Source organism: Zooshikella ganghwensis DSM 15267 (assembly GCF_000428585.1).
Lineage (GTDB): Bacteria > Pseudomonadota > Gammaproteobacteria > Pseudomonadales > Zooshikellaceae > Zooshikella > Zooshikella ganghwensis.
In genome coordinates, this window is sequence record NZ_AUAF01000204.1 from 1 (window position 1) to 6299 (window position 6299).

A 6299-nucleotide genomic window follows, 5' to 3' on the forward strand; every position below is an offset into this window, starting at 1 on the left:
TTTCAGCTCACGAGTTGATCGGAGAAAGCTTGGAAGCAGATATTTACTTTGCTAATCCGTACGCATCCTGGGAGCGAGGCACGAATGAAAATACGAATGGTTTGATACGGCAGTATTTTCCAAAGGACACGGATTTCAATGAAGTGAGTGATGAAGAAATTCAGTTTGTGATGGATCGTTTAAATGAGCGTCCAAGGGCAACAAGAAATTTCAAATCACCGAATGAAATGTTTTTAGGGCGGCGAGTCGATTTACTCGCCAATTAGGAATTGCAGTTATTACTTGAAACCAAGAATGTTTATATCTCTAATACTGTCGGAAGAAGTAATATGCTTGATAATACCATTTTGAATAAAAACAGAGCGTTGTTTGTCAGTGATACCTGTTTCTGGATTAACAACATTTATATTATTAATGATAAATGTAGAGGGAGAGGTAGTAGCATAGCATAAAGCATTGAATAAGATATGGTATGCGGTAAGGATATTTAATAGGAATAAAGGCAGTTTGCAAAGGTTAAGCATTACAGGCTCCTACGAGGGATAGTAATAAGCTGAATATATCTATACAGTGGTTATCCTATGATGACAGTATATATTTTTTATGATGATTAAAAACTATGCAATTAATGCTGTCTATTCACTGTAAAAGGAGTCTACATCTATGAATAAACCCCGACTGCCTTATTATAAGCTTTCTGGTGAAGCCTTGGAAGGATTTAGACAAGTCAAAAAGTGTCTTGAAGATAGTCCCTTAGGGTTAGCCCTGATTTAGTTAGTCTATTTGCGCATTTCCCAAATAAATGGATGCTCCTACTGCTTAAATATGCATGCTAAGTCATTACGGGATCAAGGCGTAAGCAATGAAAAAATTGATGCGTTAGCAGGGTGGAGAGTTAGCCATTTATTTTCTGAGCGGGAAAAGGCTGCACTGGCTTGGGCAGAGTCGGTCACCCATATTGCGCACTCTCATACTGAAGATAATGACTATCTACCATTAAAAAACCACTTTTCAGATAAGGAAATATCTGATTTAACATTTGCTATTGCTTTAATGAATGGTTTGAATAGAGTTGCAGTGAGTATGCGTCAATAGTACTACTCTCATTTCAGAGGGCCGTATAACGCTCGTCGAACACACTGTGAATTTTTCATTGGAAGTTTGTTTGCCGCTACTTTGAGGCAAACAGTTCCAACGTGCGTTATTCAGCCTTTTTCATCACAAACTTGTTTTGTATGAAAGTATACTCTTCACGAATGATTTCTAGGTTTTGTTATCTTCACTCCTCACCCCAATCACCTATTAATATAGGCTCATGGGGCTTAGTCACTCGATGGCCGCACCTAAAAACCATTCGTATTGGGTATAAGTGGGATTATTCCGTTGTATGAGCAACAGTTGTCACATGTTTTATATTTTCATGTACAGGACAACGGTCACATACTTCATCAATAAATTGCTGCTTTTCTTGTTGAGATAAGTCTGCATCCATTGTGACGGCAATTTTGATATTATCAAATCCGGTACGATCATCTGTAGGTTTGCCAAGTAAGCCTGCTGGATTAAGGTCGCCGCTGACGTTTACTGTCATACTGCGGAGGTTGACTTTATCCTGCTTGGCTTTAATTCGAGCGATGGAGGCAACACAGCCGGCAAGCGAAACAAAAAAGTACTCTAGAGGATTTGGACCTTGATCAGTACCACCAGCTTGTTCTGGTTGGTCAAGGATAAGTTCGTGCTTACCGACTTGGGTCTTGATTAAAAAAGACTCGCCCATTGTGGCGGTAACATTGACATGCTTTGTTGCCATGTTTGGTCCTTATCAGGTTAAACTAATGAGAATGGTGTAGTCCTTTCGACTAAACGAAATTATGCATCATTATTTGATGATATGCTGAAAACTTCAATGCTGAATGAAGTATGCATTACATAGGTTTGCGTTTGATCAATGCTCCTCATTATTCTCTTGCAGATAAGCAGGACAATCGAGAGGTGACTGATAAGCCAGGATCTATTAAAATGCTCAGTTCATTGGTTGTTAAAATAAATAGTTAATGGTGTGACTAATACAGCGACTCACTCCCGTCCTTTTCGTGCTCGTGGCGCCTATATACAACGTTGTCCTCAATGTCGAGTGCCAACTGTTGCATGTATTTGTGCTTTTACGCCAGCCCTTGATTCTAAAGCAGCTTTTTGGTTATTGATGCATCCCTATGAACGTCATAAACCAACCAATACTGGCCAGTTACTGGTTGATACTTTGCCTGATGTAACTATGTTTGACTGGTTTCGGACGACGCCAAATACTGATTTATTAAGCCGAATGCATTCTGAATGCTATACCCCGATATTGGTTTTTCCTGATGATATGCTGATGGGCAATTCTGTTATATCTGAGACCAGATTGCAGGACATTGTTAACCCTGCCTTTGTCTTACTGGATGGTACATGGCAGCAAGCCAGAAAAATTTACCGCAAAAGTAGTTACCTACACCAACTACCAGTGGTCAGTATTCGTTCACACCAACTATCTGGATATCAGCTTCGTAGGGCTCAGAATCAAGGTAATTTAGCCACCGCTGAAGTGGTTATTCACTTACTGGCGGCTATGGGCGAGGTACAAAGTGCACAATTGTTGGCAGACTACTTTCATGTATTTAATCAATGCTATATCGCTGGTCGCAATAATCATGCACCAAAGATCCAGACACCAGAAATGGAGCGACTATTAGCGGCTAAATCAGTCGTTTCAATTTAGCGGTTAAGTCTTTAGTGTTTTATTTTTTGATAAATTGATTACGAAAACTGTATCCTTGTCAGTTAGTAAATAAGGCATAGTTTTTGATGGCTTTTCTTGTAAGTTAGTGAACTATACAAAGGAAAAGTCTGTGTTGAAAATAAAATTAATTCGCCTGAATAAACTTAAAATACTTTATCGTTTTATCGTAGTAGCTAGTTTGTTTCCCGTTATGGTTGTAGCTGATCATAACTGGAATAATTACCACTGGGCAAGAATGGATAACACGGTATTTAGATTAGAGGTGATCAATAGTACTACTGCTGAGTGGGGAAGCTCATACGATCAAACACTGGTTAAGTGGTCTGTTGCTATTCCTTTGGATACTGTAAAAAAAGAAGACAGTAATCGTGTTCGAAAGCGTTGTAAAATGCAAGCTGGCCAAGTTCGTGTATGTAACGCTGCTTATGGTTTTAATGGTTGGCTAGGGCTGGCAACTATTGGCATTGATGCTAATGGTCATATTGACCGGGGTACTGCAAAAGTAAACGATAGTTATGCAACTTATTGGACTATTCCTGGAGAAATGAATCATGTCCTGTGTCAGGAAGTTGGTCACCTGCTTGGGTTAGGACATACATCTGAAGATGGAACGAGTCAAAAAACCTGTATGGATTATTCAACCGATTCTGATAGCCAGTGGCCTAATGCCCATGACTATGAAGAATTAAGCAAACTCTATAGTCATCTGGATGCTTATAATAGTTATTTGGACAGTGGTGATGACGCAGGTGGTGAAGGTGTTTGTAATGCACCTCCAGGAAAAGGTTGTAATAAAAATAACATAGGTAGTCGTGCTCCCATGGGATTTAGAGTGCACAAGTCAGGTCATCAGGAAATATGGGTGGCTCCTAGAAAAGACGGTGGCCTCTGGATTCATCATGTACGTTTGGTAAATTGATAACGGATTAGTGCATTGGTGTATTTGATGGTGAGGCATGGAATTGTTCGATTTGCTGATCGAGCAATTCATGTATCTCATTTTCAAAGAGTGCTAAATCCAAGTTAAAGAAATGTAAGTATTTTTCAACACGTGCAGGTGTTAACTTCTTATTCATGAAAAAGTATTCAAGTTCAGGATGCGTTTTGTCATGTCGAGGTCTGATCTCCCATTTAGCAAAGTCACTGTGAACGGAGGCAACGTGGCTTTGCATATAAATACAGAAAGGTTCAATATGGCTTTTTCCATCTGGCCCTAAACAGCCAGGCTCAACGCGAATCAAAATAACCATCTTTTTATCATCAGGTAATGGCAACTGTGTTGTCATTGAATAACCTCATAATTCAATAGGTTAGCAACCCACACTATTTTTTAGCTATTATTTTTCTTAAGTATAGTCCTTGGGAGAGAGATAGAGGGTGCTAGTATATACTTATAAATAAATGCCTTTTGTGTTTAGTTTACTATGAATAGGTTGAATGTTTGTGCAATTTTAGGTTTTTTACTATGGTCGCATTGTATCTATTCAGAAGAAATTATCAATACACTTGATTGGCCTCCTTATATAGATAAACATGATGTAAAAGGAGGATTCCTATTAGAAATTATCGATCACATCTTCAAAAAGGCAAATATTCAATATAATGTTCAATTTAACCCAGCGGCACGAGTGCATAAAAATCTAACAAACCCGAATTACTTTGCTACTGTTCCTTACTTTAAGACTGGGGATGCTAAAAATGTGATGCTACCTAGGCCATTTGCTGCAGTATCACTGGTGTTTTATCAGTTAAAAAATAACATACCCATATTAATCAAAAGCAGCGATGATTTGATAAGATATCGAGTTGGTATGCTTGAAAATATACATGAGCTGCCGCTGTTTGCTAAGTATACAAAAACAACACGCGTTAAATCATATTTGTCACTATTTCATTTTTTAGAAAACTATAGGGTAGAACTTGTCTTGGCTGATAGATTTGCTGCAGAGTACTTCTTATCGAGTAGCGATAAGAACAATTATAGGGCGGTAGTTGCAGAGGTATCCCCTCCATTCAAAATTGAACCTATTTACATTGCCTTTAATAAACTGAACCCGAATGCTAAGTCTCTTTTTGATAGGTTTAATAAGGCGCTTAATGAGGCAATTGTTGCTGGTGAGTTAATAGATTTATATGATAAGTATGACTATAAAACAATGTCCTCTCAGTTGTTTTCAGAGGAAGATATTACTGGGCTGATAAATAGGGCTCAGGGCTATATAGATGAAAATGGAGAAAAAAGAGCGTTTGTTGAATTTAGGAAGCCTGAAAGCAAATTCAATTATGGTGAGATTTATATCTTTGCCTTAAGTACCGATGGTGTTTTAGTTGCACATCCATTTCCAGAGCTTAATGGAAAGCTGGTTATAAATCTAAGAGATAAACTAGGATTTCCTCTTATTCAAGAGTTTTTACGTATTGCTGAAGAGAAAAGTGAAGGATGGGTGAATTATTGGTGGAAAAATCCAGTTACAGAAAAGGTGCAACTTAAAACAACTTACATAAGAAAAGTCAGTAAACACCTTATTCTTGGCGCTGGTATTTATCGCTAGCTAGTTTTTCGGTAAATTGATTCTTAACATGTTTTTTGAGTATAAACCTTTAGAGATCTTTCTCTAAAGTATATAGCTGTTTAAGTATAATAGTGCTTATAAGTATGGCCAAAATAATACAGGCTAAAGAGATTATAAGTTTATAAGCAATAACATTCAGGTATGATGACTCTATATGGTCAACATAAGAGCCAGTACCAACAACCCATTTCCACGGTTTGAACAGAATAACATAAGAGACTTTGGGAAAATATTTATCAGCCGGTTGTCCAGGTTTTGGCCAAGAGTAGCGAAATGTTCCTCCACCTGCTAGTGCAGTATCTGTGGCCACGATAATTGGCTTGATACCATCAGGATCTGTTAGCTGTGACATATCTTGGCCCTCTACAGTCTCTAGCAAAGGGTGCATCAAAAATCGATATTCAAGTGTGTTTACCCAAATATAATTACCTCCTTCGTAGCGCATTTGCCTTAGAATGGTTAAGGCTAATTCTTGTGCTTTTTCAGTACCAATTTGCGCTTGTTGACTGTAATAGTAATTAAGAACACCTTCTGCAGTTTGCAGTATTACTTTACTTTCATTGAGGTGTTGTTCAAATAGAAGGCTTTTTTCAGTAACAATGAATACAATATCTTTAACAACAAAAATAGTAATGATGAAGGAAATTAATATTGATATCTTTATGCTGGCTTTCATACAATAATGTTGCGTTCGTTTGATATGTTTTGTTTAAGTGTAGGGTGGATTAATCAGGTTGTAATCTCTATTTATGACAAGTTATTATGATATACATTTGTCCTGAGCTGCAAACCCGTTGAGGTATCCGTTATGGATCGTACGTATAAAATGATTCATGTAGGGTATTTCTATTGCTTGGTTTCAAGTAATAACTGCAATTCCTAATTGGCGAGTAAATCGACTCGCCGCCCTAAAAACATTTCATTCGGTGATTTGAAATTTCTTGTTG

General features: G+C 37.8%; 8 protein-coding genes. 5 read left to right on the forward strand and 3 right to left on the reverse strand.

The window, feature by feature from the left end; translation table 11 throughout:
* Together F607_RS0123785 and F607_RS35690 are read left to right on the forward strand one after the other, a co-directional pair.
* On the forward strand, positions 1–266 hold a 266-nt coding region (locus F607_RS0123785), incomplete at its 5' end, for an IS30 family transposase (protein WP_027710060.1).
* Between the two features lie 517 nt (positions 267–783).
* Positions 784–1095: a carboxymuconolactone decarboxylase family protein gene (locus tag F607_RS35690; protein ID WP_268967653.1), complete on the forward strand. Its 312-nt coding sequence runs from the start codon at positions 784–786 to the stop codon at positions 1093–1095.
* Positions 1096–1375: 280 nt separating this feature from the next.
* On the opposite strand, the gene F607_RS0123800 is transcribed toward F607_RS35690, so the two are convergent.
* Entirely contained in the window at positions 1376–1810 is a 435-nt protein-coding gene (locus F607_RS0123800; RefSeq protein ID WP_027710062.1) for an OsmC family protein, read from the reverse strand.
* 249 nt (positions 1811–2059) lie between these two features.
* On the opposite strand from F607_RS0123800, the gene F607_RS0123805 reads away from it, so the two are divergent.
* Positions 2060–2758, forward strand: coding sequence for a tRNA-uridine aminocarboxypropyltransferase (locus F607_RS0123805; RefSeq protein WP_051311784.1), 699 nt, complete (start codon positions 2060–2062; stop codon positions 2756–2758).
* A 130-nt stretch (positions 2759–2888) separates the two neighbouring features.
* Complete coding sequence (locus tag F607_RS0123810) at positions 2889–3698, forward strand: zinc metalloprotease (RefSeq protein WP_027710064.1); 810 nt, start codon at positions 2889–2891, stop codon at positions 3696–3698.
* Between the two features lie 7 nt (positions 3699–3705).
* On the opposite strand, the gene F607_RS0123815 is transcribed toward F607_RS0123810, so the two are convergent.
* A complete protein-coding gene (locus tag F607_RS0123815; protein ID WP_027710065.1) occupies positions 3706–4065 on the reverse strand; it encodes a hypothetical protein in 360 nt (119 codons plus the stop codon).
* Between the two features lie 138 nt (positions 4066–4203).
* Between F607_RS0123815 and F607_RS33195 the strand changes: the two genes are divergently transcribed.
* On the forward strand, positions 4204–5331 hold the full coding sequence (locus F607_RS33195) for a cache domain-containing protein (protein WP_051311785.1): 1128 nt from the start codon (positions 4204–4206) through the stop codon (positions 5329–5331).
* A 49-nt stretch (positions 5332–5380) separates the two neighbouring features.
* Here the strand turns inward: F607_RS33195 and F607_RS0123825 are convergent, their stop codons facing one another.
* On the reverse strand, positions 5381–6028 hold the full coding sequence (locus F607_RS0123825) for a cache domain-containing protein (protein ID WP_027710066.1): 648 nt from the start codon (positions 6026–6028) through the stop codon (positions 5381–5383).
* Positions 6029–6299: the final 271 nt, after the last annotated feature.

Bases quoted from the DNA above. Each gene is read 5' to 3' on its own strand.
- F607_RS0123800 (WP_027710062.1), bottom strand. From the start codon at position 1,810: ATGGCAACAAAGCATGTCAATGTTACCGCCACAATGGGCGAGTCTTTT.
- F607_RS0123815 (WP_027710065.1), bottom strand. From the start codon at position 4,065: ATGACAACACAGTTGCCATTACCTGATGATAAAAAGATGGTTATTTTG.
- F607_RS33195 (WP_051311785.1), top strand. From the start codon at position 4,204: ATGAATAGGTTGAATGTTTGTGCAATTTTAGGTTTTTTACTATGGTCG.
- F607_RS0123825 (WP_027710066.1), bottom strand. From the start codon at position 6,028: ATGAAAGCCAGCATAAAGATATCAATATTAATTTCCTTCATCATTACT.